The organism is Nocardia sp. NPDC052112, from assembly GCF_040680135.1.
In the GTDB taxonomy this organism is placed as follows: domain Bacteria; phylum Actinomycetota; class Actinomycetes; order Mycobacteriales; family Mycobacteriaceae; genus Nocardia.
This window is the reverse complement of the sequence record NZ_JBFAWD010000045.1, coordinates 20146-46411: the sequence shown is the minus strand read 5'-3', so window position 1 is coordinate 46411 and position 26266 is coordinate 20146. Positions and strand designations below refer to the sequence as shown.

The window sequence follows — 26266 nt, the reverse complement described above, 5'->3', positions numbered from 1 at the left end:
TCTGGGTTCCGTGTCGTCGAAGCGCATGCGCCGTAGGCGCGAGTCTCGACGGCTCGGACGCGAGACTGAAGGGGGCCGCGAACACGCCGCGCCGCAGGCGCGGCCAATCAAACACTGAGTCCGTGCACCGCCAACCACTGTTGCGGGTCGACGTGCTGTCCGTTGACGATGACCTCGAAGTGCAGATGCGGTCCGGTGGAGTCACCGCGGTTTCCCATGCGGGCGATCTGCATGCCCGCCGGAACGCGCTCGCCGACGGAGACGAAGAAGTCGTACATATGGCCGTAGACGGTAATGCTGCCGTCGTCGTGCCGGATGCGCACCCAGAGCCCGAAGCCCTGTGCGGGACCCGCATCGATGACGGTGCCGTTGGCGACGGCATAGATCGGGGTGCCGATCGGGCCCGCGATATCGATGCCGTTGTGGAATGTGCCCCAGCGCGAACCGAATCCGGAGGTGAAGGTGCCGCGCGTCGGCAAAACCATGCCGGTGATGCCGGGCAGCACCGATCCGGCGGTGACCGGCGCACTGCCCGCCATCCACGGCTGATACTCACCGGAGACGGCAGCCGCCGCCTCGGCCTTGGCGCGTTCCAGCGTGGCGCGGGCCGCGGCCGCCACCACCTCTTGTTCACGGATGCGCTCACCGTTGGCGATGGCATTCAGATAGCGCTTCACCGACGGCGGTGTCGACTGCACCTGCTGCGGATAGGCGAAGGCGACGCGTTGCGCCTCGTCCTTGCCGGGCGTGCGTTCGGTGACGCCCCAGGTGAACGAGGAATCGGCGGCCGCGAAGACGGCGGTGACACAGACTCCGGCGATCAGGATCCGGTGCTTGCGCAACAGTGTGCGGTAGTCGGGTTTGGGCCGGTCCGCCCAGAGCGCGCGCAGGTCGGGTGTCGGTTGCCGACGCAGCCAGACCACGCCGTCCCTACACTCGCCGAGGACCTCGCGTGCCCGCCCCGACAGCGCACGCAACTCGGACCGCCGTCGTTCCCGCGACGCGGCACGCCAATCGGGGGGTATGACACCGATGCCACCCACCCCGGGTACTCGGTCCAGCCGCACACGGCGCGCCTTGTCAAGCATCAGCGCCGACAATAACCCGTGCCGGCCGCCGCGCACGTGCCGAACCACGGGGTCGGTCGCGATTCGGTACCTGATAAAAGCCGAGGATCGGCGTCCACGCGACCTGCGGGACCGTCTACCGTACGTCTAGTGTCCAGAGAATCTCGCCGGTCGACCATTCCACCTTTCTACGTGATGGATGTCTGGAAAGCCGCCGCGGAACGGGCCAGGACGCACGGCGATGTGCTGGTGCTGGCGGCCGGTCAGCCGTCGACGCCCGCACCCGCACCGGTGCTGCGCGCGACGAGGGCGGCGATCGATTCCGAATTACTCGGTTACACAGAGACATTCGGCATTCTGTCGCTCCGCGAGGCGATCGCCGAACACCACCGCGATACCTACGGATACCCGGTCGAACCCGACGATGTCGTGGTGACCACCGGATCCTCCGGCGCGTTCACCCTCATCTTCCTGGCCGCATTCGACGCCGGGGATACCGTTGTGGTGGCCAGGCCTGGATATCCGGCCTACCGCAACTCCCTTGTCGCGCTGGGGTGTCGCGTCATCGAACTCGATTGCGGTGCGGAGACCCGATTCCAGCCGACGGTCGCCATGTTGGCGGCGCTTCCGGAACCGCCCGCGGGTCTGATCGTGGCCAGTCCGGCCAACCCGACCGGCACCATGATCGATCCGGATGAGCTCGCCGCGCTGGCCCGCTGGTGCGATGCGCACGGCACCCTGCTGATCTCCGACGAGATCTACCACGGCATCACCTACCAGGGCGTCAGCGTCGGACGGACGTCATCGGCCTGGGAGACCTCGCGCGAATCCGTGGTCATCGGTTCGGTCTCGAAATACTTTTCCATGACCGGCTGGCGGCTCGGCTGGATGCTGGCGCCGCGCGGATTGCGGCCCGCACTGCAGCGGCTGGCATCCAATATGACCGTGTGCCCGCCCGCGGTCTCGCAGTACGCGGCATTGCACGCGTTCGGTGCCGAGGCCAAGGCGGAACTCGACGGTCACGTTCGGCGCTACGCGGTGAATCGGCAACTGCTGCTGGAGGGGCTGCCGAAGCTCGGCATCACCGACCTGGCCCCGGCCGACGGCGCCTTCTACGCCTACGCCGACATCGGCCATCTCACCGACGATTCCAGGAAGTGGTGCGCCGAGGTGCTCGACCACACCGGCGTCGCCTTGGCGCCCGGTGTCGACTTCGATACCAAGGCGGGGCACCGGACCGTGCGGTTCTCCTTCGCCGGGGCCACCGCGGACATCGAGGCGGCACTCGTTCGGTTGGGTCACTATCTGCGTGGTTGATCATGCTGTCCGACAACGAGTTTGCACAGTTCGGCACCCCGAACGAGCAGATGCGGTAAAACAACGATGGCTGGGTTTCATTCTCTGGGTTTCCTCTCTGATTTCGCACGGATGAACTGATGACGACTGGCACGATGGCACGGTGATAACCGCGACGACCCCGAAAGGCGAACGGCGTCGCCAGGCTTTGGTAGCAGCCGCCGCCGAGTTGTTACTCGAAGGCGGATTCGATGCGGTGCGGCATCGCTCGGTGGCCACGCGCGCCGACCTTCCGCTGGCGTCGACGACGTACTACTTCGAGTCGCTCGATGATCTGATCGCGCGAGCGGTCGAATTCAGCGGCAACGCGGAACTGGACGCGATGCGGCGTCGGGTCGGCGAGGTGAGCCACCGCCGGCGCGGCGCGGAGGCGACCGTCGATCTGGTGTTGGACCTGCTGGTGTGGGCCGACGGACACGACGAGGGCGCACGTGGGCAGCTCATCGCCCGCTATGAGCGTTCGGTGGCCTCGGCTCGGCATCCGGAACTGCGGGAAGTGCAGCTACGACTAAGGGCGCAGCTGGACGAATTGCTCGCCGATGTGCTGCGCCGCTCCGATCGGGCGGTTCGGCCGGAGCAGTTGCGCAGGATGGTCGCGGTGGTCGACGGAGCCGTGGTGGCGGCGCTGAGCGAAATGGATCCGGAACCGCGGCGAATGGCGCGCGGCGCGTTGCTCGAGGTCATCGATATCGTCGCACCCGCGACGCCGCAGCAGGTCGACAGGTTCCGGACACTAGACTGACCGAACGTGAGCCTCGTCCCGAACGTCCTTGCCACCCGGTACGCCAGCCCCGCGTTGGTGCATCTCTGGTCCCCCGAGAACAAGATCGTGCTCGAGCGGCGGCTGTGGTTGGAGGTGTTGCGGGCGCAGTCCGAACTCGGCATCGACGTGCCCGCGGGCGTCATCGCGGATTACGAGCGGGTCATCGATCAGGTGGATCTCGCCTCGATCGCCGAGCGGGAGCGGGTCACCCGCCACGATGTGAAGGCGCGCATCGAGGAATTCAACGCACTGGCCGGCCACGAGCAGGTGCACAAGGGCATGACCAGCCGCGATCTCACCGAGAATGTGGAGCAGCTGCAGATCCGGCTCTCGCTGGAGCATGTGCACGCGCACGGTGTCGCGGTGGCGGCGCGGCTGGCCGAGCGGGCCGCCGAGTACCACACGCTGGTGATGGCGGGGCGTTCGCACAATGTCGCCGCCCAGGCCACGACGCTCGGCAAGCGGTTCGCCTCAGCGGCCGACGAGCTGTTGATCGCGCTGACCCGCCTGCGTGAGCTCATCGACCGCTATCCGCTGCGCGGCATCAAGGGCCCGATGGGCACCGCGCAGGACATGCTCGATCTGCTCGGCGGCGATTCGGCCAAGTTGGCGACGTTGGAGCAGCAGGTCGCGCGGCATCTCGGCTTCGCGAATGTGCTGACCAGTGTCGGCCAGGTGTATCCGCGCTCGCTCGATCACGACGTGCTGTCGGCGCTGGTTCAGGTCGGCGCGGGTCCGTCGTCGTTCGCGCACACCATTCGGCTGATGGCGGGCCACGAGCTGGTCACCGAGGGCTTCCAGCCCGGTCAGGTCGGCAGCTCCGCCATGCCGCACAAGATGAATACCCGCTCCTGTGAGCGCGTCAACGGTCTGCAGGTGGTGCTGCGCGGTTACGCATCGATGGCCGCCGAACTCGCTGGCGCGCAATGGAATGAGGGCGATGTCTTCTGCTCGGTGGTGCGCCGCGTCGCGCTGCCGGATGCCTTCTTCGCCATCGACGGCATGATCGAAACCTTCCTCACCGTGCTCACCGAATTCGGCGCCTATCCGGCCGTCATCTCCCGCGAACTCGACCGATACCTGCCCTTCCTCGCCACCACCCGCATGCTCATGGCCGCCGTCCGGGCCGGTGTAGGCCGCGAAACCGCCCACGAGGTCATCAAGGAACATGCGGTGGCCGTCGCCCTCGCCATGCGCGAACAGGGTCGCGAACCCGATCTGCTGGACCGCTTGGCCGCCGACTCGCGCTTCCCCTTGGACCGCGCGGAATTGGATGCCGCCCTTGCCGACAAGTCCGCCTTCATCGGTGCCGCCGAGGCGCAGGTCTCCGATGTCGCCGCCGCCGTCCAAAAGCTGGTGGACCAGTACCCGGACGCGGCGCGCTACACCCCGTCGCCGATCCTCTAGCCGGGACGGCGATAACCGGCGATAGTGTTCGGCGTGAATCCGTACACGATCTTTGCCGACATTGTGGCTGGGCGGGCGGAGGCCAGCCGGGTGTATGAGGATGATGATGTGGTGGCGTTCATGGACATTCGGCCCATGACGCCGGGGCATCTGCTCGTCGTGCCGAAGGTGGCGGCGCGGAGTCTGGCCGAGTTGGATCCGGTGGTCGGGGGGAAGTTGTTCCAGGTGGCGCAGAAGTTGGCGGCGGCGCTGCGGACCAGCGAGGTGGCGTGTGATGGAGTTAACTTCTTCTTGGCCGACGGGGTGACCGCGGGTCAGGAAGTATTCCATGTGCACCTGCATGTCATTCCGCGGACGCCGGGCGACGGATTCGGATTGCGTGGGCGGCCGACCAGTCCGCACCGTGCCGACCTGAACTATCTGGCGAGTTCGATCCGTGGCGCGCTCGATCGCTGAGCCGTCGCCGGGCCGGGCTGTGACTGCCGGTGCTGGCGTGAAAGTTGCTACCCACCGGGCAGTTTGCCGCGGAAACGCCGGAATTGTGAACCTCTTCTCCAGCGTCTCGGCGTGAGTTACTTTGTAGGCCATTGTCATGTGGTGACGGAGGTAGGTTCGTGCGGCGGACGAAGATAGCTGTTGCGGTGCTGACCTTTGTGATCGCGCTGATGGGCCCCCTGATCGCCGAGTCGGCCACAGCATCGGCCGCACGGATCGACCGGATCGACGAACTGAGCTCGACCCGCTCGGCGTTGTTCATCGAATCGCCATCGATGGGACGGATCATCCAAGTGCAGGTTCTGCACCCCGCGGGTGGCGGCGAGTACCCGTCCTTCTATCTGCTGGACGGACTCGATCCGGGCGTCGACCAGAGCACCTGGACAAATGCCACCGACGCCGAATCCTTTTTCCTGGGTAGGAAGGTCAATGTGGTGCTGCCCGTCGGCGGCCAGGCCAGCTACTACACCGACTGGCAGCGCGACGATCCCGAATTCGGCCGCTACCAATGGGAAACCTTCCTGACCGAGGAGTTGCCGCCGATTATCGACGCCCGATACGGCAATGGCGTCAATGCCATCGGCGGCCTGTCCATGGGCGGTAATGCCGCCTTCATCCTCACCGCCCGCCATCCCGAGTTGTACCGGGCGATCGCGGGCTACAGCGCCTGTCCCGACACCACCCTCGCCATGGGTGCGGTGATGTTCTCCATCGCCAACCGCGGCGGCACGCCGGTGAATATGTGGGGCGGTCCCGGCGACCCCGCCTGGGCCGAACACGATCCCGCACTGCTCGCGGATCGCTTGCGCGGCAAGGCGATCTACCTTTCCACCGGCACCGGCATACCCGGTCCGCACGAGGCCGAGATCAAACCCCAACTGGCCGAGAACATCGTGCTCGGCGGCCCGGTCGAGGTCGGCGTCAACACCTGCGTCGTCTCGTTCGAACAGCGGCTGCGTGCCCTCGGCATCCCGGCCGAGATCGAATACAGCTCAACCGGAACCCACTCCTGGTCCTACTGGCAGGACAGCCTGCACGCCTCCTGGCCGACCATCGGCGCGGCCATCGGAGCCTGACGGGGCGACGGTCAGGCCCGCAGCACGCGGACGATGGCGAATATGACGACGATCGCGGCCAGGAAGACCGCGCCGAGGATGACGATGCCCGCGGGCACGCCGAACAGTTCCACGTTCTCGGTTCGGTAGATCGTCCGGTAGACCTCCGCGTCGCTGGTATCCGCCTCGAAAGCGAAGTCGGAGCGGATATCCGCGGGGTTATCGATCGAGACGCGCAGTTCGGTCAGGAAGTCGCGGCCATTCGTGGTCACCGGTGCCAGTTCCGGATCCGATGTGGCGACGCGGCCCGCGAAGTCGACATGGACACTCTGGGCGGCGGCATCGGGATCGGAGCGGCGCACGCGATGCTCGCTCAGCGTGTAAAGGTGCACGTACTGAGCCTGTTTGGCGGCACTGGACATGCGCATCGGATAGACGAACCGATCCGAATCGAAGCTCAGGCGTACCGGATCCATTGCACCGTCGAGTGGTTGGGTGCTGGTGAGGCGCATGGCGACGAGGGACCAGCCATCGCGCAGATACGGTTCCAGGGTGGTGACCACCTCGGGACGCATCTCGTAGCCGTTGTCGTTGAGCCATTTTCGAATGCCGTCGAGATTGCCGCCGGAAAGGGTTGTCGCCTCCAGCGGTCCGAGTTGGACGCGGTCGAGGACGGTCGGGCCACCACCGGCAGCGCTCATCGCGCCCTCGCCCGTGGCGGCGCTCGAACCCGAGCCGAACCATCGATTTCGGGTGACGACCTTGGGTGCGGTCAAGTTCGCCAGTTCGGTAAAGGTCGCGGTGGAGCCACTCGCGACGGTCGCCGGCTTCGGTGTCGGCACGATCAGCGCCGCCTGCTCGGTACCGGATTTCAGCGCGAGCCGCGTGAGCACCGTCTCCCGCTGCCCGTCCCAGCTGACCAGCGCCGTCTCCTCGCGCACCGAGGCCGGGTGACCGGGTGGATTGGCGACCCCGCCGCACGCGCATGCGGAAGCCGGTGCGAGCGCGCCGATTCCGCTTGTGGCGAACAGCGTCCCCGCGACGGCCAGCAGACGAAGTGCGATTGTGGCGCGCATGGCCGCGAGCCTACTGGGCTTCGCGACCCTGCGTCCGGACCGTCAGGCGCACCGCGTTTCGCGCATCTCCCAGCGTGGACAGTCGCGCTAGCCCGCCGCATCGCGCCCGTACAGCAGTTCCTCGCGCATCGAAAAGCGGCAGACCGTAGGTAATCCGTTCCACCAGATAGGGATTGGCGATGACACGCGTCCGAACGGCACCATCTCGGTGACCCCGCGCCGGAGCACCGCCTCGGCCGCGCCCGCATCGGTGGGCGCGCGGTTCTGCCCGATATGCGCGATGAGCGTGCCGGACCAGCGCAGCCGCAGATCGGCGAGGGCGGGATAGTCGCCGTTATCGGGTCAGATGTAGATAGGGCCAGATGCCCTCGGTCGCGATCCGTCCGGCCGTGGCCCGCCGTGCGTACTGATCGATGACATCGGCGGTCGGCGAGGAGCACCGCCGCATAGACCAGGCCATGGCCGATCCGCACCGGGCGGGCGCGGTACTCGACGAGATCATCCGAGCGGCGGGCGGTGCGCAGCCCGAACAGTAGGGTGGACCCATGGCTCTCGACAGTGGAACCGGAACGATCGCCGGTCCGGGTGATGAATCGGCCGTGGTGGCGGCCCCGATCGCCAAGACGGTGCGCACCGAGCGGGCGCACCACGGCGATGTCTTCATCGACGAGTACGAATGGCTCCGCGAGAAGGAAAACCCGGAGGTCATCGCCTACCTGGAGGCCGAGAACGCCTACACCGAGGCGCGGACCGCGCATCTGGGCGGACTGCGAGGCAAGATTTTCGACGAGATCAAGGCGCGCACTCAGGAGACCGATCTGTCGGTACCGATCCGGATGCGCGAGTACTGGTACTACTCGCGCAGCTTCGAGGGCAAACAGTACGGTGTGCACTGCCGCTGCCCCATCGATGCCGGGGCCGAGGGGATCGACGCCTGGACTCCGCCGCAACTCGAGGTCGATACCGAGATCCCCGGGGAGCAGGTGCTGCTGGACAGCAACGAGGTCGCCGCCGGCCACGACTTCTTCTCGCTCGGCGCGTTCTCGATCAGCCACGACGGCAACCTGCTCGCGTACTCGATCGACACCAGGGGTGACGAGCGCTATCTGCTGCGGTTCAAGGATCTGCGCACCGGCGAGGTGCTCGGCGACGAGATCGCGGATACGGCACCCGGCGCGACCTGGTCGCTGGACGGCACCCATGTCTTCTATCAGACGGTCGACGAATCCTGGCGGCCCGACACCGTGTGGCGGCACCGACTCGGCACGGCCGCGGAGGACGATGTCAAGGTCTTCCATGAGCCCGATGAGCGCTACTGGGTGAGCATCGGCGCGACGCGCTCGGAGAAGTACCTGATGATCTCGGTCAACTCCAAGATCACCAGCGAGGGCTGGGTGCTCGAATCCGATAATCCCGAAGGGGACTTCCGGGTCATCCTGCCGCGCCGCGAGGGCGTCGAGTACGGGGCCGAACACGCGGTGGTCGGTGGCGAGGACCGCTTCCTGATCCTGCACAACGACGTCGTGGACGGGGTGAAGGCGGAGAACTTCGTGCTCGCCGAGGCCCCGGTATCGGATCCGTCGAATATGACGCTGCTGATCGGACATCGCGATGATGTGCGACTCGAGGATATCGACCCGTTCGCCAGTCATCTGGTGCTGAGCTACCGGCGCGAGGCCCTGCCCCGTGTTGCCATTTGGCCGCTGACCGAATCCGGGTACGGCGAGCGGCGCGAACTCGAGTTCGATCTGGAACTCTTCGCGGTCGGTTCCGGCTCCAATCCCGAGTGGGAACAGCCGACGCTGCGGATCGGGCTGACCTCGTTCATCACGCCCACGCAGGTCTTCGACTATGTCCCGGCTACCGGCGCGTTGCTACTGCGCAAGGAGCAACCAGTACTCGGCGGCTTCGACGCGAACGACTATGAGCAGCATCGGGATTGGGCGATCGCCGCGGACGGCACCCGGATTCCGATCTCGCTGGTTCGGAAGAAGGGGTTGCCGGCGGGCCCGAAACCGCTGCTGCTGTACGGATATGGTTCTTACGAGACCCCTATCGATCCGTCCTTCTCGGTATCGCGGCTTTCGCTGCTCGACCGCGGCATGGTGTTCGCGGTGGCGCATGTGCGCGGCGGCGGTGAAATGGGACGGCTCTGGTACGAGCACGGCAAGACGCTCACCAAGAAGAACACTTTCACCGACTTCATCTCTTGCGCAAGGCATCTCATCAATACCGGTGTCACATCGGCGGACCGGCTGGCGGCCGACGGCGGCAGTGCGGGCGGTCTGCTGATGGGCGCGGTGGCGAATCTCGCGCCCGAGCTGTTCAAGGGAATTCTGACCAACGTCCCGTTCGTCGATCCGCTCACCTCGATTCTCGATCCGTCGCTGCCGCTCACCGTCATCGAATGGGACGAGTGGGGAAATCCGTTGGCGGACAAGGGTGTCTACGACTACATGAAGTCCTACGCCCCCTACGAGAACATCGAAGCCAAGGACTACCCGGCCATTCTGGCCGTCACCGGCATCAACGACACCCGCGTGCTCTACGTCGAGCCCGCCAAGTGGGTCGCGAAACTGCGCGCCACCAAGACCGGCGATGCGCCGCTGCTGCTCAAGACCGAAATGAGCGCGGGCCACGGCGGCGTCAGCGGCCGCTACGAGGTGTGGAAGGAAGTCGCGTTCGAATACGCCTGGGTCCTCGACACCCTCGGCCTGGCCGACGCGTAGGTTCGGCGAGCGGCCGGTCCACCCCGGCCGCTCACCCGGCGGGTGCCAATAGCTTGCCGAGTAGCGCCGTGAGCTGGCGGCGCTCGGCGGCGGTCAGCGCCGCGAAGGTCGCATCGAGGAAGGCCGGAATTGCCGCCTCCGCCTCGTGTAGCCGTTCGCGGCCCGCGTCGGTGACGGTCACGGCATAGGAGCGCCGGTCGTGCGGATTGCGTTCGCGCCGTACATAACCCGACTTCTCCAGGTCATCGCAGACGCTGACCATGACGCTGCGATCGATCCGGAGTTCCTCGCTCAGCGTCTGTTGTGAACAGGCGCCGACGGCATCGAGCATTTTCAACACCAACTGCTGACCGACACCCAAACCCTGTGTCGCGGCGTGGATTTCGCCAGCCCTGGCCACGGCTGTCGACGCGCGGCACAGCGCGATATCCGGCCGCTCCGCGGTCAGCCGTGGAAAGTAGGTCGGCTTGGTGTCGGTCGTCATGGTTCCTCGCTATCGGTCGTGTCAGCCTACCATCAACCATCTGCTGGCCAATCATTTGACAGCAGATGATTTGTGGACATACGGTCTGATCAGACGAATTCGGCCCGAGGAGCACCTGATGACAACGCTGGATCTGACCCCGGATGAGTTGCTGTCCACAACCCGTGCCGTGCGCAAACGCCTGGATTTCGACCGTCCGGTGCCGCGCGAGCTGATCGAGGAGTGCATCGATCTCGCGACCCAGGCGCCGACCGGCCGCAATCGGCAGCGCTGGCATTTCATCGTCGTCACCGATCCGGCCAGGCGTCGAGTGGTCGGCGATATCTTCCGTCGCGCGCTCACCGTCGGGACCGGACAGCCGCTGACCGTCGATGATGTGTGGCGCATGAACTACGCCCCGCGTTCGACCGAGCGGGTTTTCGACGGTCTGCGCTATCTCGCCGACAACATCCATCGCGTTCCGGCCATCGTGATTCCGGCCATCGAGGGCCGAACCGATCGCGCCTCGGTCGAGATCCAGTCCGGCGCTTGGGGTTCCATCCTGCCCGCGGTGTGGAGCTTCATGCTCGCCGCTCGAGCCCGCGGACTCGGCACCACCTGGACCAGCGCGCAGGGGCCGCTGGAGCGTGAACTCGCTGCGGCACTTGGGATTCCGTACGACAAGGTGATGCTCGCGGCATTCATTCCGCTGGCCTACACCCTCGGCACCGACTTCAAACCCGCCGTCCGGGTGCCGAGGGCGCAGGTACTGCACTGGGAGCGCTGGTAGGCGCCGTATTCAGAGGCCGCAGGTGCGCATGTTCTCCAGGAATGTCTCGCGATCGCTGTCGCGATATTGCTCGATCCCTTGATATGCGCCGTTCGCGTCCATGATCGTGATGTAGGCATCGGCGATCTGATCCGGTGTCGCCTCCGGAGTGCGGCTGCGCACCTGGTCCACGAAACCCTGTGTCGCCGTGCACTTTTCGTCTTGGCTGAAAATCTGGGGATCGCCCGGATCGGCTAGCGCCGTCGCCGGGGCGATGAGGAGGAGTGGAACGGACAGAGCGCTGAGCAGGGCTGCCTTCACGTCGGAGATACTAGGGCAGATGTGCCGCGGGTGTGGCGCAGTGTTCGTCGGCGGGTCATCCGCCCTGCACGCCGAGTACATCTGCGGCTGGCACCGTGAGGTCATGAACGCTGAGCTGATCGTGTCGATTTCCGGGATCCGGGACACCACGCGGGACGCGGCTATCGAATTCGCGGCCGAAATGGATCGCCGCGATGTACGACTTTCGCTGCTGGTCGCGCCTCGATTGAAGGGTGGCTACCGGCTGCTGGAAGACCCGGCGACACAGGCCTGGCTGCGTGGTCGGCGGGCCCGCGGCGATGCGATCGTGTTGCACGGCTACGACCAGGCGGCGACCAAGCGGCGCCGAGCCGAATTCGCCACCCTGCCCCGGCACGAGGCGCGCCTGCGGCTGACCGCGGCGGATCGGGTGCTCGAGCAGGCGGAATTGCGCACCCGGCTGTTCGCGGCCCCACGCTGGGATGCCTCGGCGGGCGCCATCGAGGCCCTGCCCGAGGCCGGTTTCCGGGTCGCGCTCGGGTTGACCTCGATTCTCGATCTCGAGCGCAATATCGCGCAGAAGGCGCGTGTCTACGGCATGGGCGAGGGGTTCCGCGCCGAGCCGTGGTGGTGTCGGGCGCTGGTGCTCGGTGCGGCCAGGACCGCACGTCGCGGCGGTGTGCTGCGCCTTGCCGTTTCCGCCGCTCAGCTCGGCCGATCCGGTCCGCGACAGGCAATGCTCGACGCGGTCGATCTCGCGCTGTTGCACGGTGCGGCCAGCGAGGTGTACCGCTGGCAGCCGTTCGCCATCGCCAAGGCGGCCTGATCGGGTCTGCCGGCAGCCGTGTAGGGGGTGTGGTCGGCACCCGCCGCACGAGGCGCCGCCGCCCGTAATGGCGTAATCGGGCGGCGGCGCGCAGGGTAATCGATTATCCGCCAGCGCTATTCGGTGCTCGGCCGGACGGGCTCGGCCTTGGCGCTCGGTACGGCCGCGGTCGCATTGTGCGTGAAGCCGCCCGCTTCCTCTCGGGTGAGTGGTTCGGTCTGTGGATGCTTCGCCAGGTGCTCCATACCGCGCGCGATATCGGCGAGCAGTATGTCGGCCATATCGATGCTGAACCCGTGCCGAACCAGCGCGCGCATGATCGTCTCGTGTTCGCGGTTGGCGGGCAGCGGATATGCGGCGATCAGCCACCCCCTGGTCCGCAGCCGATCCGACAGTTCGTAGAGATTGAATCCGACATCCTCGGTCAGTCGCCACGACACCGCTGCGATGCCCCGCTGCGGATCGCCATCGTGGATCATCTCGAACGGACCGAGTTTGCGCAGGCCTTCGGCCAGATGCTGGGCGACGTGGTAGAGCTGGGACTGCAGGCGGGCGTATCCGGTGTGGCCGAGCCGGATGAATTCGTAGTACGAGGTGATCACCTGCCCGCCGGGGCGGGAGAAGTTGAGATTGAAGGTGGCCATGCTGCCGCCGAGGTAGTCCACATTGAAGATCAGCTCCCTGGGCAGATCGGCGGCCTCGCGCCAGAGCGCCCAGCCCGAGCCGAGCGGCGCGAGCCCGGTCTTGTGACCGGAGGCATTGATCGACTTGACCCGTGGCAGCCGGAAATCCCAGATCAGATCCGGCGCGGTGAACGGCGCGAGGAATCCGCCGCTGGCGGCGTCGACATGGAGGGGGATATCCAGGCCGCTGACGTCCTGCAGCCGATCCAGTGCCCGGCTGATCCCGGCGACATCTTCGAACACACCGGTGTAGGTCTGTCCGAAGGTCGGTACCACCATGATGGTGTTCGCATCGCAGTAGGCGGATAAGTCATCGGGATGCATGGTCAGCCGGTCCCCGCGCAGCGGAATCCGGCGGATCTCCACATCGAAATAGCGCGCGAACTTTTCCCAGCACACCTGCACCGGGCCGCAGACGAAATTCGGAGTTCCGGTGCCGCCACGCTTGCGCCAGCGGAATTTGGCGGCCAGACCGCCGAGCATCGCGGCCTCACTGGATCCGGTGGTGGAGGTGCCGAGCGTGCTGGCCGCATTCGGCGCATGCCACAGATCGGCGACCATCCGCACGCAGCGCCGCTCCAATTCGGCGGTCTGCGGGTATTCGTCCTTGTCGACGATGTTCTTGTCCAGGGATTCGTTCATCAGTCTGCGGGCCTGGTCGTCCACCCAGGTCGTGCAGAAGGTCGCCAGATTCATCCGGGAGACGCCGTCGAGCATCAGCTCGTCGTGCACGATCTCGTAGGCGACCTGCGGGATCAACTCGTTTATCGGAAATCCGGCCTTTGGTGCCGACCGGCGCAGGCCCGGCAGTGCGAATAGGTCGTCGGGCTCAAGTCCTTCTGTCATCGAACCGCCTCCGAACAGGGTCGCGTGATGTTTGTGAAACAGCGGCAACCAGCGTCTATCAGCTTGGCATAGCGGCGACCGGATTTTCGGTGTTCCGATCCGGACGACACAGACCGATCGGTCGGCTGATTTCTCCGTGTGCACCGAGCGGTTCATGCCAGAGTGGGCGGGTGGCCGCATCGGTGTGCAGGACCGGGACGAACGGAAAATGTGTGGGGAAGGAGCAGCCCAGACGATGAACGAGGTTTCGCAGATGAACGACGACTCCCGGATCGCGGTGCTGCGCGAGCGGGTGGCCGCTTTGATGCCGCAGGCGAAAACCGATCTCACCCAACTGGTTTCGTTCAAGTCGGTGGCCGACCCGCGGCAGTTCCCGCCGGAGGAGTGCGAGCGGACCGCGCAGTGGGTGGCCGACGCCTTCGCCGGGGCGGGTCTGACCAAGGTCGGTCTGCACGAAACTCCCGACGGCAGTAAGGCCGTCATCGCCTCGCGTCCCGCCCCGAAGGGGGCGCCGACGGTATTGCTCTACTGCCATTACGACGTGCAGCCGCCGCTCGACGACGGTGCCTGGCGCACCCCGGTCTGGGAGTTGACCGAGAAGGACGGCCGTTGGTACGGGCGCGGCAGCGCGGACTGCAAGGGCAATATCGTCATGCACCTGACCGCGCTGCGGGCCCTTGGCGCGGAGCTGCCGCTCGGGGTCACGCTGGTCGCGGAGGGTTCCGAGGAGCAGGGCACGGGTGGACTCGAACAATTCGTCGAGGCCAATCCGGAGCTGTTGCGAGCGGATGCGATTCTGGTCGGCGACTGCGGCAATTTCGCGATCGGCGTGCCGACCTTGACCGAGACCCTGCGTGGCAGTGTGAACGTTGTCGTCACCATCGAAACCCTCGCCGGGCCAATGCATTCCGGTATGTTCGGCGGTCCCGCCCCCGATGCGCTCGCCGCGCTCATCCACCTGCTCGCCTCCTTGCGCGACGAATACGGCAACACCACGGTGGCCGGTCTGCCCAACGATCAGCGTTGGACCGGTGTGCAGTATCCGGAGGACCAGTTCCGTGCCGACGCAGGTGTACTGGGCGGTGTCGAACTCACCGGGGACGGGAGCGTCGCCGATATGCTCTGGGCGCGACCGGCTTTGACGGTGCTCGGCATCGACGCGCCGAAGGTCGTCGGCTCGTCGGGCGCCATCCAGCCCGCCGCGCGGGCCCGACTCAACCTGCGCATTCCACCGGGCACCGATCCGGATCAGGCGCTGAAGCTGCTGACCGCGCATCTGCGGGCACATACGCCATGGCACGCCGACCTCACCGTGGAGACCGAGTCGATCGGCGCACCGTTCCGGTCGGCCAGCGGCGGTCCCGCCCGCACCGCCATGGAGGCCGCGCTCACCGCCGCATACGGCCGCGCGACGACCACCCAGGGCCAGGGCGGCTCGATCCCACTGTGCAATGTCTTCGCCGACACCTATCCGCGGGCGGAGATCATGCTGCTGGGCGTCGAGGAACCCAAATGCCTCATCCACGCCCCCAACGAGAGCGTCGACCCCACCGAGATCGAACGCATGGCCCTCGCCGAGGCCCTGTTCCTCGCCACCTACACCGAACAGGGCCGCTGACTCGTCCGGAAATCAGAGTTCGCGCTGGTCCTCGGGGGCGATGACGGTGAATTCGGTACCGGCGGGGCCCATTTCGGCGAGGCGGCCGAAGTAGATGCCCTGCGCTTCGGGTTGGATGATGCCGAAGTGGATGGGGAAGGCGGTGCGGGGGGCGACCGCGCGCAGGTAGTCGACGGCCTCGCTGATGCGCATCCACGGTGCGGATGCCGGCAGGGCGAGAACGCCGACCGGCACCGGTGGCACCCAGAGCGAGTCGCCGGGATGCACGAGTTGGGCCGGGTCGTCGGGGGTGCCGAGTTGGAAGACGGTGTTATCGATCACCGGGATCTCCGGGTGGATCACCGCGTGCCTGCCGCCGCCTCCGGTGATCTGCAGATCGCCGAGGGTGAGCACGTTGCCCGCATGCACCGGCTCCCATGGTTCGCCGCGCTGCTGTGCGGTCTGCGGGTCGCTGAACAGCCGCGCATTCGGATTGTTGTCGAGCAGGGCCTGGATCCGGTTCGGATCGATATGGTCGGGATGCTGATGGGTGACCGCGATGGCGTCCAGGCCGGTAATGCCCTCGAAGCCGTGCGAAAAGGTGCCCGGATCGAACAGCACCGTCTTGCCGTGCAATTCGACGAGGATGCAGGAGTGGCCGAAGTGGGCTATGCGCATGGGGCCATGCTATTTGACCCGACCCCGACCGTGGCTCGGACAACCCGGACAACTACGCTGCTCAGGTAACCCCAACACCACTTGAGGAGCAACGCGTGGCACGAGTCGTGGTCGAGGTGATGCCGAAGGCCGAGATCCTGGATCCGCAGGGTCAGGCCATCGCCGGCGCGCTCCCGCGCCTGGGATTCGCCGGAGTGTCGGATGTGCGGCAGGGCAAGCGATTCGAACTCGATGTCGACGACAGTGTCAGCGACGCGGAGCTCGAACAGATCGCCGAGGCGCTGCTCGCCAACACCGTGATCGAGGACTGGAAGGTCGTGCGGGTCTCGGCATGAGCGAGCGTAGCGAGCGAATCGAAAACACAGCCGCACTTGCGGGCATGACGGAGCCGAGCGTCAGCGAGGCGCAGTCATGACCGCAAGGATCGGGGTCATTACTTTTCCGGGCACGCTCGATGATGTCGACGCCGCTCGGGCGGTCAAGCTGGCGGGTGCCGAGTCGGTCAGCCTGTGGCATGCCGATGCCGATCTGAAACAGGTCGACGCGGTGGTCGTGCCGGGTGGCTTCTCCTACGGTGACTACCTGCGCGCCGGTGCCATCGCCCGATTCGCCCCGGTGATGGGTGAGGTCGTCAAGGCCGCGGGGCGGGGCCTGCCGATCCTGGGTATCTGCAACGGTTTCCAGGTGCTGTGCGAGGCGGGCCTGCTGCCCGGTGCGCTGACCCGCAACGAGGGGCTGCACTTCGTCTGCCGCGATGAATGGTTGCGGGTCGAAACCTCGAATACCGCGTGGACCTCGCGCTTCGAGCCCGGCGCCCAGATCCTCATCCCGGTCAAGAACGCCGAGGGGCGCTACCAGGCGTCCGAGCGGGTGCTCGACGAACTCGAGGGCGAGGGGCGGGTGGTCTTCCGCTACGCGGGCGACAATCCGAACGGCTCCCAGCGTGATATCGCGGGCATTTCCTCGGCCGACGGCCGGATCGTCGGCCTGATGCCGCATCCCGAACATGCCACCGAACCGCTGACCGGCCCGAGCGACGACGGCCTCGGCCTGTTCCTCTCCGTACTGGACACCCTGATCGCTGCGTAATGGGCCGCGCCTCCGGCGCGAACTCCTCGCCCGTAAGACTCGCTGCGTGGTGATTGCCGTGCCGGACGCCGGTCAAGTGATGCGGGCGATGATGTCGAAATCGACGCCGTCGGCCCGCGCGATAAAGCCGTGCTGTTGGGCCTGGTTGCCGAGGAATCTTCGGGAACCGCCGGGTGTTTCGAGCCGCACGCCCCGACCGAGTACCGCGTGTACGTCGGGCACGCGTAGTGATCCGACCGTTTCGCCGATCGCGCGCAGGGTGGTAGCTCATATTGCTGAAGCTGGTCAGTGCGGGAGCAAAGGTGCCGTGTAGTCGGCGGTAGCGGGTCCTCCGGTCGCGGCCGTCATCGGTGTGCGGGTCCACGAAGAAGATCGATGCCACGTAGAAGTTGTGGTTGGCCTCGGGACCCGCGGTCAGCAGTACGTTCTCGTCGGCGGCCGGGCTGACGCGCAGCAGTGTGTCGGCGCGTCCGGTGTCGGCGAACTGCCGGTTGAAGCGGGAGACATCCGCGCCGACCATCAAGATCATGACGGCATCGGCTCGATCCAATGCGGGGTGGTCGAGGAATTCCCCGAAGTCAGGTGCGCCGAGCGGTACGAAACGCTCCAGCACCAAGGTGCTCGGATCGCCCAGGCTGTGGCGCACCGCCTTGGCCGATTCGCGCGGCCAGATGTAGTCGTTGCCGATGATCGCCCAGTGGCGCACACCGTATTCGCGCTCCAGCCAGTGCACCGCGGGCAAGGTCTGGCCCGCCGGATGCTCCCCGAGCATCAGCACCCCGGGTAGCTCATTGGTCAGGCCCTCGTGTCCGGTGGCGAAACATAGGGCACCCGACTGGCATTGGCGCGCGCGACGGCCGATCGCACCGCCGAGGTGTGCCAGCCGGTGATCGCGTGCACCATTCCGGTGGCGAGCAGCGCGGAAACCTCATCGGCGACCTCGTGCGGATTCCGGCCGCCATCGATATTCGTAGTATGAATTTCGCGGCCGAGAAATCCGGCGCCAGCATTGATTTCGTCGACGGCGAGGGAAATCGCCGCATCGCACGACGCCGCGACGATACCGCCCGGTCCCTGCATCGGGACTATGTTCAGGATCTCGATCGTGCCGTCTGGGCTCTCGCCGAACGCTGACATTCGGTACTCTTCTTCTCGTTCGAGCGAAAATTCATGGCAGGGCGGGAAATAATGACGACCGTTGTAAGCGGATATTCCACGCTGCATGGTGCGCTGCGTGCTGCGGAACGGCGTTGGCTGGCGCATCTCGACGCCGCCCTGTGCGCCAGGCAACTGACGGCCGATCAATGGTCGATGCTGTCGAATCTGTCCACCGAGTTCGGGGTCACCATGAGTGAGCTCGCGGCCAGGTCACAGCTGCCGCCGTCGTCGGCGACCAGGCATGCCGACGCACTCGCCGAACGCGGTCTGATCTTCCGGGTGGCCGCCGAGGACGACCGCCGTCGTATCCTGATCGGCCTGAGCAGGCTCGGTTCGGACCTGGTCGACGCGGTGCGCGCCGAGGAGGAACGCGCCGAACAGGAGTTGCGTTCGCGTATCGGCGTACGGCGTTATGCCGAGCTGATGCGTTTGCTCGAACTCGTTTCCGCCGAGTAGTTCACATCGGTAAGGGCAGCCTCAGTCGTCGGATGAATTAATCCGAATAAATATCGGATTTGCTGCTGCGGGCACGTGAATATCCATTCTTATGGTTATGTTCAGAATGGAAGTATTCGACGCGAGGGGTTCGTCGACGCGCACTCCGACAGTGGCGATTCGGCGCTGATCGATCGGGACGGAAGGTCGGCGGAATGCGGCTCCGAGTCGAACGGGATTCGCACCATCCGGTTCTCGTTGCGTGCGGGCGGCGATATCGATGATCCGCGCTGGGCGCACCAGCAGATACGGGATCTGTTCGAGCTCGAGCCGATCGGATCCCGAGGTCCGTCGCAGGCGTGCCTAGGATCGCAGGCATGCCCGTTTCCACTACCGCTGCCACGGCCGCCGGGTTGTGCGCCTTCATCGACGATGCACCGTCGCCGTTCCACGTGTGCCGGACGGTCGCGCGAGAATTGGACGCCCATGGCTTCACCCCGCTCGCGGAGTCGGCGTCGTGGCCCTCGGACGGTCCGAGCCGCCATTACGTCGTGCGGGGCGGTTCGCTGGTCGCGTGGGCGACGGCCGATTCCACGGGGGTGACGCCATTCCGGGTGGTCGGTGCGCACACCGACAGTCCGAACCTGCGGGTGAAGCAGCATCCGGATCTGGCCGCGGTGGGCTGGCAGTTGGTCGGGTTGGAGCCCTACGGCGGGGCCTGGCTGAATTCGTGGCTGGACCGGGAGCTCGGCATCTCCGGACGACTCAGCGTGCGCGACGGAAACGCGGTGCGCGACCAACTGGTTCGCATCGATGAACCGATGCTGCGGGTGCCGCAGTTGGCAATACACCTGTCCGAGGACCGCCGTGGTGTCACCCTCGATCCGCAGCGGCACGTCAATGCGATCTGGGGCCTGGGTGCGCAGCCGCGCTCGTTCCTCGATTTCGTCGCCGAATACGCCGAGGTCGATCCGCGGGCGGTCCTCGGCTGGGAGCTGATGACCCATGATCTGGCACCGAGCCGGTTGGTGGGCCGGGATCGCGATCTGGTGAGCGCGCCGCGCCTGGACAATCAGGGCACCTGCTATGCGGGACTGCACGCCTTCCTCGCGGCGATCGAGGAACCCGGTGCGGCCATTCCGGTGCTGGCGATGTTCGACCACGAGGAGGTCGGCAGTCAGTCCGACCGGGGCGCGCAGTCCGATCTGCTGCCGACGGTGCTCGAGCGCATTGTGCTCTCGCGCGGCGGCGGTCGCGCCGAATACCTGGCCGCATCGGCCGGATCCGTCTGTGCCTCGGGCGATATGGCGCATGCGACGCATCCCAACTATCCGGACCGGCACGAGCCCGCGCACCGCATCGAGGTCAATGGCGGTCCGGTGCTCAAGGTCAACCAGAATCTTCGCTACGCCACGGATGCGGCAGGCGCGGGCGCCTTCGCCCTGGCCTGCGACCGAGCCGGGGTCCCCCTGCAGCGCTACGTGCACCGCGCCGATCTCCCGTGCGGCTCCACCATCGGCCCGATGACCGCCGCCCGCACCGGCATGTCGACCGTCGATGTCGGTGCCGCACAACTGGCCATGCATTCCGCACGCGAAATCATGGGCGCGGAAGATGTTTCGGCCTACGCCGCCGCGCTTGCGGCCTTCCTGACCCCGGCCCCGCTCGACTCCTAGGCGCCAGGGCGGCCAGGGCTCCACTCTGGGTGCGCCCACCGCCGAATCGGCGAGGCCGTGCTGCGACATTCCACGATGGGGTCTGCATGCCGCCGCGAGGGCGTTCGGTGCCGGCGGCGCATTCGGCAGCAGGCGCCACCAGCGGGCGAAGAGAGCTCCGCACGCGCTTGTTCGCGGCCCGGCAGGCCGTCGCCGATCAGGCTGCTGCGCTGGTCTTATCGCGTTCTGCGGCTTCGGTCGGGTGGTATTCGATGACGGCGACAACGAATATCGCCAGGGTGGTGAGAACGTAGCTGCTGCCGATGAGCTGCTGCCACCAGGCCCAGCCGAGTTCCAGATCCTTCGAATGCGGCAGGAGCCATTGGGGGCCGACCATGAAGAGCACGGTGCCGGCGGCGACGGTGCCGATGAGCCAGCGATTGCGGGTGCCGCGGGCGATGGCGTCGGCGGCGACCAGCATGGCGGGTGCGATCCAAACCCAGTGGTGCGACCAGGAAACCGGTGACACCAGCAGTACCGCGGCCGCGTTCACCAGCAGGGCGGCAACCTGCTGGCCAGCTCTCATCAGCCGGTGCATCCATACCGCCGCGAGGGCGATCGCGATGAGCGACAGCGCGATCCAGATCATCGTGGCCAGTGAATCGGAGACCCCGAGACGGAAGGCCATACCCTTGATCGACTGGTTGCCCGCGAAGTATGGCGGGCCGATGCGACCGGTATCGAACAGGGTGTGGAACCAGTATTCGACCGAATCGCCCGGGAACAGCAGGAATCCGAGTCCGACCGCGACAATCGCGGAGACGATCAGCGTGCCCGCCGCCTTCCAATCCCGACGTAGCAGGAAGTACAGCAGATATCCGGCCGGAATCAATTTCACCGAGACCGCGATGCCGATGAGCATGCCGCGCGGCCAGAACGGTTTGCGGACAAGGCAATCCATGGCGATCGCGGCCATCAGGACCAGATTGATCTGGCCGAAGCCGAAGGTCGCCCGGATCGGTTCGGACATCTGCGCCACCGCGACCATACCGATGACCAGCGCCAGCATGGTCCGCCGCTCGAGGGTCGGGCGCAGCCGCGCGAGCACCAGCCACAGCGTGATGCCGAGGCTGAGCACCGAGGTCGCGGTCACCAGCACCTCGGCCAGCACCAGCGGCATCAGCGCGAGCGGTGCGAAGAACAGGGCGGCCAGTGGGGGATAGGTGAACGGCAGTCCGATCCCTTCGACCGGGGGCATCGGACCGTACAACTCACCGTCGTCGAGCCAAACGCGCGCGCCGTTGCGATAGACCTGGAGATCGATGTAGCCGTTCCACCAGTGCACCACCAGTGAGACGGTGGCCGATACGACGAACAGGCCCACGGCGATCAGCAGCCAGCGCACCTGCTGGTTCGACATCGATAGGCGTGGCGAGCCGGGTTCGAGCCGGGTGTTCGCCGTGGTGACGGGCTGCTCCGCCGGATCCGCAACCCCCGATCGATCGTTCACGGCCAAAGCGTAGCGGTCGCGACGTCGCGCAAGGCGGGCCGACCCTAGGCATTCGGCCCGATCTGCACCATGTTCCGCATCACATTCGCTGCCCTCGAATTCGGTTCGGGCGCGCGCAAAACCCGGTGATCCGGGCGACGCGTCGATGCGACCGGCTGCCCACGACGGGCCACAGCTAAACTTCATGGCGAATCCCCAGCTTCGCGCTCCGGCCCGAAAGGACCCTGGTACTCCGTGACTCCGCAGGTCGACACCGTCAGCGCAGCCGCAGCGACTCCCGATGCCCCGCAGCCGTACAAGGAGCTCGGTCTCAAGGACGACGAGTACGCGCGGATCAAGGAAATCCTCGGCCGTCGGCCCACCGACGCCGAACTGGCCATGTACTCGGTGATGTGGAGCGAGCACTGCTCCTACAAGTCCTCGAAGGTGCATCTGCGCTACTTCGGCGAGACCACCACCGAGGAGATGAAATCCGCGATGCTGGCCGGCATCGGTGAGAACGCGGGTGTTGTCGATGTCGGCGACGGCTGGGCGGTCACCTTCAAGGTGGAAAGCCACAATCACCCCTCCTACGTGGAGCCGTATCAGGGCGCGGCCACCGGCGTCGGCGGCATCGTGCGCGACATCATGGCCATGGGCGCGCGGCCCATCGCGGTCATGGATCAGCTGCGCTTCGGTGCGGCGGACGCACCCGATACCCGGCGCGTTGTCGACGGCGTGGTGCGCGGTGTCGGCGGCTACGGGAACTCGCTCGGGCTGCCGAATGTGGGCGGCGAAACCGTCTTCGACGCCTCGTATCAGGGCAACCCGTTGGTCAATGCGCTGTGCGCGGGTGTGATGCGGGTCGAGGATCTGCATCTGGCCTTCGCCTCCGGTGCGGGCAACAAGATCATTCTGTTCGGCGCGCGCACCGGCCTCGACGGCATCGGCGGTGTTTCGGTGCTGGCGTCGGATACCTTCTCCGGTGACGAGTCCGGGACCGGCCGCAAGAAGCTGCCGAGTGTGCAGGTCGGCGACCCGTTCGCCGAGAAGGTGCTCATCGAGTGCTGTCTCGAGCTGTACGCGGCCAAGCTGGTGGTCGGTATCCAGGACCTCGGCGGTGCCGGATTGTCCTGCGCCACTTCCGAGCTCGCGGCCGCGGGCGACGGCGGTATGCATATCGACCTGACCAAGGTGCCGCTGCGCGCCAAGGGCATGACCCCGGCCGAGGTGCTCTCCAGCGAATCGCAGGAGCGCATGTGCGCGGTGGTCACGCCGGAGAACGTGGACGCGTTCATGGCCGTCTGCCACAAGTGGGATGTGCTGGCCACGGTCATCGGTGAGGTCACCGATGGCGACCGGCTGGTGATCAGCTGGCACGGTGAGACCGTTGTCGATGTGCCGCCGCGCACCGTCGCGCATCAGGGGCCGGTGTACGAGCGCCCGGTGCAGCGACCGGATTTCCAGGACGCGCTCATCGCCGACACCCCGGACACGCTGCCCCGCCCGAAGACTCCGGAGGAACTGCGCACCACCGTGCTGCAGATGGTCGCCAGCCCGCAGCTGTGTAGCCGCCGGTGGATCACCGAGCAGTACGACCGCTACGTCCGCGGCAATACCGTGCTCGCCGAACATGCCGACGCGGGTGTCATCCGGATCGACGAGGAGTCCGGTCGCGGCATCGCGCTGGCCACCGACGCGTCGGGCCGCTACACCAAACTCGACCCCTACACCGGTGCGCAGCTCGCGCTGGCCGAGGCCTACCGCAATGTGGCCACCACCGGCGCGACGCCGAAGGCCGTCACCAACTGCCTCAACTTCGGTTCGCCCGAGGATCCGGGCGTCATGTGGCAGTTCCAGCAGGCGGTCCGCGGTCTCGCGGACGGCTGTGTGGCCCTCGGCATTCCGGTCACCGGCGGCAATGTGAGCTTCTACAACCAGACCGGTCAGGACGCCATCCTGCCGACGCCGGTGGTGGGCGTGCTCGGCGTCATCGACGATGTGCACCGGCGCATCCCGACCGGCCTCGGCCTGGAGCCGGGCGAGACGCTGATCCTGCTCGGCGAGACCGCCGACGAATTCGGCGGCTCGATCTGGTCGCAGGTCGCGCACGATCATCTCGGCGGTGTGCCACCCAAGGTCGACTTCGCCCGCGAGCAGCTGCTCGCCGAGGTGCTGACCGCGGGTTCGCGCGACGGCATGATCAGTGCGGCGCACGACCTTTCCGAGGGCGGTCTGATCCAGACCGTGGTCGAGGCCGCGCTGGCGGGTGAAACCGGCTGCCGTGTCCTGCTGCCCGAGGGTTCGGATCCATTCGTGCAGCTGTTCGCCGAATCGGCGGGCCGGGTGCTCGTCGCGGTGCCGCGCTCGGAGGAGACCCGGTTCACCAAGATGTGCACCGCGCGCGAATTGCCGTGGGTGCGCATCGGTGTGGTCGACCAGGGTTCGGATTCCGTTGAGGTACAGGGCCAGTTCTCGATCACGCTGCACGATCTGCGCGAGGCGCATGAGGGCACGCTGCCGAAGCTGTTCGGGGCCAGTGCCGTTTGAGCACACCGGAGGCTCGTGAAGTCTCGGTAGTCCTACGCGACGGCGTCGGCAAGATCGTCGGCACCGTCGAGCGCTTCTTCCATCCGAACTATGTGGGCCTCATCGTGGCCACGGTGTTCTTCGGCTGGTCGCTGACGCCCTCACTGCTGCCGCGTGATTGGCTGTTCGAAGGTTTGGTCAGCGGTATCAATGCGGCCATCGGCTACGGCGTCGGCTGTCTGTTCGAGTGGGTGTACCGCAAGTGGTTGCGCAAGCCGTTGCGTCGCAAGCTCGCTCGACTGCCCGCATCGGTGACGCGACTGTGGGCGCGGCGGCCGAAGTGGCTCTCGGGCGCGGTCAAGACCACGATCGTGCTGGCCTGCCTCGGCGTCGCGGTGTTTCTGCTGGTCGAGTCGGCCAGGTGGCAGCGCGAAATCACCGCGCTCATGGCCATGGAACCGATCACGACCTCCAGCTTTCTGCGCACCGGTGCGTTGAGCGCCGCGGTCGGTGCGATTGCCATCGGAGTGTTTCGTGCCCTGCGCAGGATCGTCCGCTCTATCGCGTTCGAGTTGATCCGGCGCGCCCACTTTCCGCGCCAACTCGCCGTCCCGACCGGCGTGCTCGTCGTGGTCGTCGTGGCGGTGCTGCTGTTCAACGGCGTTCTCACCAGAGTCTTTTTCGATGTGGCGAACTCGGCCTTCAGCGTGCGTAACGGGCACACCTCGCCGAATGCCGTGCAGCCGCAACTTCCCGAGCGTTCCGGCAGTCCGAATTCGTTGGCGGCCTGGGACACCCTCGGCTCCGAGGGCCGTTGGTTCGTATCGTTCGTGCCGACCGCCGCGCAGATCAGCGAGGTCACTGGAAAGCCAGCGCGCGAACCGATTCGGGTCTACGCCGGTCTGGAGTCGGCCGACGGCCCGCAGGCCCAGGCCGAGTTGGTCGCGGCGGAACTGGAGCGCACCGGTGCGTTCGAGCGCAAGGTGCTGGTGGTGGTGACGACGACGGGCACCGGCTGGGTCGATTCGACCAGTGCCGAATCCATCGAGCTGATGTACGGCGGCGATACCGCGATCGCCGCGACCCAGTATTCGTATCTGCCCAGCGTGCTGTCGTTCCTTTCGGATAAGGACAAGGCCACCCGGATGGGGAAACTGGTCTTCGACAAGGTCTATGAGCACTGGTCGGCGCGGCCGCAAGGGGCGCGACCGAAATTGCTCGTCTATGGCGAGAGTCTGGGCTCACAGGGCTCCGAGGGCGCGTTCACCGGCCTGGCCGATATTCGCGCGCGCACCGATGGCGTGCTGTGGGTGGGACCGCCGAATTCCAACCGGCTCTGGAGCGAATTCACCGCCCGCCGCGATCCCGGCACACCGGAGATCCTGCCGACCTATGCCGACGGACTGGTGGTGCGCTTCACCGACAGTCGCGGCGACCTGTGGAAGCCTGGGGATACCTGGCTGCCGCCCCGGATCGCCTATCTGCAGCACGCCTCCGATCCGGTGGTCTGGTGGTCGCCGGATCTGCTGTTCTCCGAACCGGATTGGCTGCGCGAGCGGCGCGGTCCCGATGTGTCCTCGCGCATGGCGTGGTATCCGATCGCCACGTTCTGGCAGGTCGCCGCGGATCTGCCCAACGCCCAGCGGGTCAGCGACGGACATGGGCACAACTACGGCGATCTGGTGCTCGACGGGTGGGCCGCGATCGCGCAGCCACCGGATTGGTCGGCCGATATGGCAGCGCGGATCCGCGATTATCTGGCGGTATCCGCGGCTCGTGAACGTCAATTGAAATAGCTCCC

25 protein-coding genes and 1 pseudogene are annotated in these 26266 nt (G+C 66.5%); 16 read left to right on the top strand and 10 right to left on the bottom strand.

Translation table 11 applies throughout. The annotated features are described in order from the left end of the window. Window positions 1–107 precede the first annotated feature (107 nt). On the bottom strand, window positions 108–1088 hold the full coding sequence (locus AB0L58_RS41705; RefSeq protein ID WP_364396807.1) for a M23 family metallopeptidase: 981 nt from the start codon (window positions 1086–1088) through the stop codon (window positions 108–110). 129 nt (window positions 1089–1217) lie between these two features. Here AB0L58_RS41705 and AB0L58_RS41700 point away from each other — a divergent pair, with 129 nt between their 5' ends. The 5 genes from AB0L58_RS41700 (at window position 1218) to AB0L58_RS41680 (ending at window position 6164) form a co-directional block, all read left to right on the top strand. Further along, entirely contained in the window at window positions 1218–2384 is a 1167-nt protein-coding gene (locus AB0L58_RS41700; RefSeq protein WP_364396804.1) for a pyridoxal phosphate-dependent aminotransferase, read from the top strand. A gap of 142 nt (window positions 2385–2526) precedes the next feature. Next, complete coding sequence (locus tag AB0L58_RS41695) at window positions 2527–3165, top strand: TetR family transcriptional regulator (RefSeq protein ID WP_364396801.1); 639 nt, start codon at window positions 2527–2529, stop codon at window positions 3163–3165. A 6-nt stretch (window positions 3166–3171) separates the two neighbouring features. Then, complete coding sequence (gene purB, locus AB0L58_RS41690; protein WP_364396798.1) at window positions 3172–4593, top strand: adenylosuccinate lyase; 1422 nt, start codon at window positions 3172–3174, stop codon at window positions 4591–4593. 33 nt (window positions 4594–4626) lie between these two features. Then, window positions 4627–5049: an HIT family protein gene (locus AB0L58_RS41685; RefSeq protein ID WP_364396795.1), complete on the top strand. Its 423-nt coding sequence runs from the start codon at window positions 4627–4629 to the stop codon at window positions 5047–5049. Window positions 5050–5207: 158 nt separating this feature from the next. Further along, window positions 5208–6164 (top strand): alpha/beta hydrolase family protein, encoded by a 957-nt coding sequence (locus AB0L58_RS41680; RefSeq protein ID WP_364396792.1) that lies wholly within the window; start codon window positions 5208–5210, stop codon window positions 6162–6164. An 11-nt stretch (window positions 6165–6175) separates the two neighbouring features. On the opposite strand, the gene AB0L58_RS41675 is transcribed toward AB0L58_RS41680, so the two are convergent. Further along, the gene (locus AB0L58_RS41675) at window positions 6176–7219 is read right to left on the bottom strand and encodes a DUF2330 domain-containing protein (RefSeq protein ID WP_364396789.1); all 1044 of its coding nucleotides are present in this window, start codon (window positions 7217–7219) and stop codon (window positions 6176–6178) included. 413 nt (window positions 7220–7632) lie between these two features. Between AB0L58_RS41675 and AB0L58_RS41670 the strand changes: the two genes are divergently transcribed. Beyond that, window positions 7633–7755 (top strand): hypothetical protein, encoded by a 123-nt coding sequence (locus tag AB0L58_RS41670; RefSeq protein ID WP_364396786.1) that lies wholly within the window; start codon window positions 7633–7635, stop codon window positions 7753–7755. A gap of 9 nt (window positions 7756–7764) precedes the next feature. After that, window positions 7765–9948: a S9 family peptidase gene (locus AB0L58_RS41665; protein WP_364396783.1), complete on the top strand. Its 2184-nt coding sequence runs from the start codon at window positions 7765–7767 to the stop codon at window positions 9946–9948. Between the two features lie 31 nt (window positions 9949–9979). On the opposite strand, the gene AB0L58_RS41660 is transcribed toward AB0L58_RS41665, so the two are convergent. Continuing rightward, entirely contained in the window at window positions 9980–10432 is a 453-nt protein-coding gene (locus AB0L58_RS41660; protein WP_364396780.1) for a MarR family winged helix-turn-helix transcriptional regulator, read from the bottom strand. A gap of 118 nt (window positions 10433–10550) precedes the next feature. Here AB0L58_RS41660 and AB0L58_RS41655 point away from each other — a divergent pair, with 118 nt between their 5' ends. After that, on the top strand, window positions 10551–11201 hold the full coding sequence (locus tag AB0L58_RS41655) for a nitroreductase family protein (RefSeq protein WP_364396777.1): 651 nt from the start codon (window positions 10551–10553) through the stop codon (window positions 11199–11201). 9 nt (window positions 11202–11210) lie between these two features. On the opposite strand, the gene AB0L58_RS41650 is transcribed toward AB0L58_RS41655, so the two are convergent. Next, on the bottom strand, window positions 11211–11501 hold the full coding sequence (locus tag AB0L58_RS41650; RefSeq protein ID WP_364396774.1) for a hypothetical protein: 291 nt from the start codon (window positions 11499–11501) through the stop codon (window positions 11211–11213). Between the two features lie 103 nt (window positions 11502–11604). Here AB0L58_RS41650 and AB0L58_RS41645 point away from each other — a divergent pair, with 103 nt between their 5' ends. Beyond that, window positions 11605–12306 (top strand): DUF2334 domain-containing protein, encoded by a 702-nt coding sequence (locus AB0L58_RS41645; RefSeq protein WP_364396771.1) that lies wholly within the window; start codon window positions 11605–11607, stop codon window positions 12304–12306. A gap of 116 nt (window positions 12307–12422) precedes the next feature. On the opposite strand, the gene AB0L58_RS41640 is transcribed toward AB0L58_RS41645, so the two are convergent. Continuing rightward, window positions 12423–13835: a glutamate decarboxylase gene (locus tag AB0L58_RS41640; protein WP_364396768.1), complete on the bottom strand. Its 1413-nt coding sequence runs from the start codon at window positions 13833–13835 to the stop codon at window positions 12423–12425. 253 nt (window positions 13836–14088) lie between these two features. On the opposite strand from AB0L58_RS41640, the gene AB0L58_RS41635 reads away from it, so the two are divergent. After that, on the top strand, window positions 14089–15453 hold the full coding sequence (locus tag AB0L58_RS41635; protein WP_364396825.1) for a dipeptidase: 1365 nt from the start codon (window positions 14089–14091) through the stop codon (window positions 15451–15453). 12 nt (window positions 15454–15465) lie between these two features. Here the strand turns inward: AB0L58_RS41635 and AB0L58_RS41630 are convergent, their stop codons facing one another. Next, entirely contained in the window at window positions 15466–16110 is a 645-nt protein-coding gene (locus AB0L58_RS41630; protein WP_364396765.1) for an MBL fold metallo-hydrolase, read from the bottom strand. 95 nt (window positions 16111–16205) lie between these two features. On the opposite strand from AB0L58_RS41630, the gene purS reads away from it, so the two are divergent. After that, a complete protein-coding gene (purS, locus tag AB0L58_RS41625; protein WP_040686358.1) occupies window positions 16206–16445 on the top strand; it encodes a phosphoribosylformylglycinamidine synthase subunit PurS in 240 nt (79 codons plus the stop codon). Window positions 16446–16521: 76 nt separating this feature from the next. After that, window positions 16522–17199 (top strand): phosphoribosylformylglycinamidine synthase subunit PurQ, encoded by a 678-nt coding sequence (gene purQ, locus AB0L58_RS41620; protein WP_364396763.1) that lies wholly within the window; start codon window positions 16522–16524, stop codon window positions 17197–17199. Between the two features lie 72 nt (window positions 17200–17271). Here the strand turns inward: purQ and AB0L58_RS41615 are convergent, their stop codons facing one another. The 3 genes and pseudogenes from AB0L58_RS41615 to AB0L58_RS41605 form a co-directional block, all read right to left on the bottom strand. Then, window positions 17272–17421 (bottom strand): hypothetical protein, encoded by a 150-nt coding sequence (locus tag AB0L58_RS41615; protein ID WP_364396828.1) that lies wholly within the window; start codon window positions 17419–17421, stop codon window positions 17272–17274. Between the two features lie 100 nt (window positions 17422–17521). Beyond that, window positions 17522–17971 (bottom strand): annotated as a pseudogene (locus tag AB0L58_RS41610) (ABC transporter substrate-binding protein); the annotation flags it as partial. Between the two features lie 23 nt (window positions 17972–17994). Beyond that, the gene (locus AB0L58_RS41605) at window positions 17995–18336 is read right to left on the bottom strand and encodes an ABC transporter substrate-binding protein (RefSeq protein ID WP_364396760.1); all 342 of its coding nucleotides are present in this window, start codon (window positions 18334–18336) and stop codon (window positions 17995–17997) included. A gap of 51 nt (window positions 18337–18387) precedes the next feature. Here AB0L58_RS41605 and AB0L58_RS41600 point away from each other — a divergent pair, with 51 nt between their 5' ends. Continuing rightward, complete coding sequence (locus tag AB0L58_RS41600; protein ID WP_364396757.1) at window positions 18388–18813, top strand: MarR family transcriptional regulator; 426 nt, start codon at window positions 18388–18390, stop codon at window positions 18811–18813. A 356-nt stretch (window positions 18814–19169) separates the two neighbouring features. Then, a complete protein-coding gene (locus AB0L58_RS41595) occupies window positions 19170–20468 on the top strand; it encodes a M18 family aminopeptidase (protein ID WP_364396754.1) in 1299 nt (432 codons plus the stop codon). Window positions 20469–20664: 196 nt separating this feature from the next. On the opposite strand, the gene AB0L58_RS41590 is transcribed toward AB0L58_RS41595, so the two are convergent. After that, entirely contained in the window at window positions 20665–21957 is a 1293-nt protein-coding gene (locus AB0L58_RS41590) for a glycosyltransferase 87 family protein (RefSeq protein WP_364396751.1), read from the bottom strand. A gap of 234 nt (window positions 21958–22191) precedes the next feature. Here AB0L58_RS41590 and purL point away from each other — a divergent pair, with 234 nt between their 5' ends. After that, window positions 22192–24486 (top strand): phosphoribosylformylglycinamidine synthase subunit PurL, encoded by a 2295-nt coding sequence (gene purL, locus AB0L58_RS41585; protein WP_364396748.1) that lies wholly within the window; start codon window positions 22192–22194, stop codon window positions 24484–24486. Further along, on the top strand, window positions 24483–26261 hold the full coding sequence (locus AB0L58_RS41580) for an alpha/beta-hydrolase family protein (protein WP_364396745.1): 1779 nt from the start codon (window positions 24483–24485) through the stop codon (window positions 26259–26261). The genes purL and AB0L58_RS41580 overlap by 4 nt, the downstream gene beginning before the upstream one ends. Window positions 26262–26266 lie beyond the last annotated feature (5 nt).

Excerpts from the sequence above, each read along its gene's own strand:
- AB0L58_RS41705 (WP_364396807.1), bottom strand. The coding sequence starts at position 1,088 with ATGCTTGACAAGGCGCGCCGTGTGCGGCTGGACCGAGTACCCGGGGTG.
- AB0L58_RS41675 (WP_364396789.1), bottom strand. The coding sequence starts at position 7,219 with ATGCGCGCCACAATCGCACTTCGTCTGCTGGCCGTCGCGGGGACGCTG.
- AB0L58_RS41670 (WP_364396786.1), top strand. The coding sequence starts at position 7,633 with ATGACATCGGCGGTCGGCGAGGAGCACCGCCGCATAGACCAGGCCATG.
- AB0L58_RS41665 (WP_364396783.1), top strand. The coding sequence starts at position 7,765 with ATGGCTCTCGACAGTGGAACCGGAACGATCGCCGGTCCGGGTGATGAA.
- AB0L58_RS41660 (WP_364396780.1), bottom strand. The coding sequence starts at position 10,432 with ATGACGACCGACACCAAGCCGACCTACTTTCCACGGCTGACCGCGGAG.
- AB0L58_RS41655 (WP_364396777.1), top strand. The coding sequence starts at position 10,551 with ATGACAACGCTGGATCTGACCCCGGATGAGTTGCTGTCCACAACCCGT.
- AB0L58_RS41645 (WP_364396771.1), top strand. The coding sequence starts at position 11,605 with ATGAACGCTGAGCTGATCGTGTCGATTTCCGGGATCCGGGACACCACG.
- AB0L58_RS41640 (WP_364396768.1), bottom strand. The coding sequence starts at position 13,835 with ATGACAGAAGGACTTGAGCCCGACGACCTATTCGCACTGCCGGGCCTG.
- AB0L58_RS41635 (WP_364396825.1), top strand. The coding sequence starts at position 14,089 with ATGAACGACGACTCCCGGATCGCGGTGCTGCGCGAGCGGGTGGCCGCT.
- AB0L58_RS41630 (WP_364396765.1), bottom strand. The coding sequence starts at position 16,110 with ATGCGCATAGCCCACTTCGGCCACTCCTGCATCCTCGTCGAATTGCAC.
- purQ (WP_364396763.1), top strand. The coding sequence starts at position 16,522 with ATGACCGCAAGGATCGGGGTCATTACTTTTCCGGGCACGCTCGATGAT.
- AB0L58_RS41605 (WP_364396760.1), bottom strand. The coding sequence starts at position 18,336 with ATGTCAGCGTTCGGCGAGAGCCCAGACGGCACGATCGAGATCCTGAAC.
- AB0L58_RS41600 (WP_364396757.1), top strand. The coding sequence starts at position 18,388 with ATGACGACCGTTGTAAGCGGATATTCCACGCTGCATGGTGCGCTGCGT.
- AB0L58_RS41595 (WP_364396754.1), top strand. The coding sequence starts at position 19,170 with ATGCCCGTTTCCACTACCGCTGCCACGGCCGCCGGGTTGTGCGCCTTC.